The sequence below is a fragment of the Oleiphilus sp. HI0125 genome (assembly GCF_001635355.1).
This window is the reverse complement of the sequence record NZ_LWGF01001446.1, coordinates 1-584: the sequence shown is the minus strand read 5'-3', so window position 1 is coordinate 584 and position 584 is coordinate 1. Positions and strand designations below refer to the sequence as shown.

The window sequence follows — 584 nt, the reverse complement described above, 5'->3', positions numbered from 1 at the left end:
AACGGGATGGTCTGTCATTGATTGTAGAAATTGCAGTGCGTTTTCACGCAGTACTACAGGGTCTAATAGCAGCAGTTGATCAAAGGCTGCAGGGTGGTCATGTGCGATAGAGAGCATTAACTGGCCGCCCATCGAATGGCCTACACCGAGTGCATTTTTAATCCCTAATGTGTCGATAATCTCTGCTAGCCAATGCGCAGTTCTATCCCATTGAAACTCATCATTTGGATGCTCGCTTTGCCCATGTCCGGGAGTATCAAAAAGGTAAACTGGGTTTTCGAGGTGTTTTACCACCTCATACCAAACCGCTTTGTTAAAGCCCGTGGCATGCAGAAAAACGATGGGTTTGCCTGTTCCCTCACGATAGTCGTAGCGAATTTTTATGCCATCAATGACAGTGGTTCTGGTTGTTGGGGGTGCTAGCTCGATGATGCTCGACATAATGTTGTAGTTTTTGATTACATGTTATTCCAAACCGAACATTATCCTTATCACTTTGCTCGAAGAGCAAGTGATATCCCCATCTGGAATAGTCATTTTCATTGTTTAGGTCGCATTAGAAGCAGCTAAGGTTTAGTCTTAGT

At 44.3% G+C, this 584-nt stretch carries 1 protein-coding gene; it reads right to left on the bottom strand.

Translation table 11 applies throughout. The features are described from left to right. Positions 1-441 (bottom strand): alpha/beta fold hydrolase (locus A3762_RS24585; protein WP_156493733.1); only part of this gene is annotated, 441 nt, incomplete at its 3' end. Positions 442-584 lie beyond the last annotated feature (143 nt).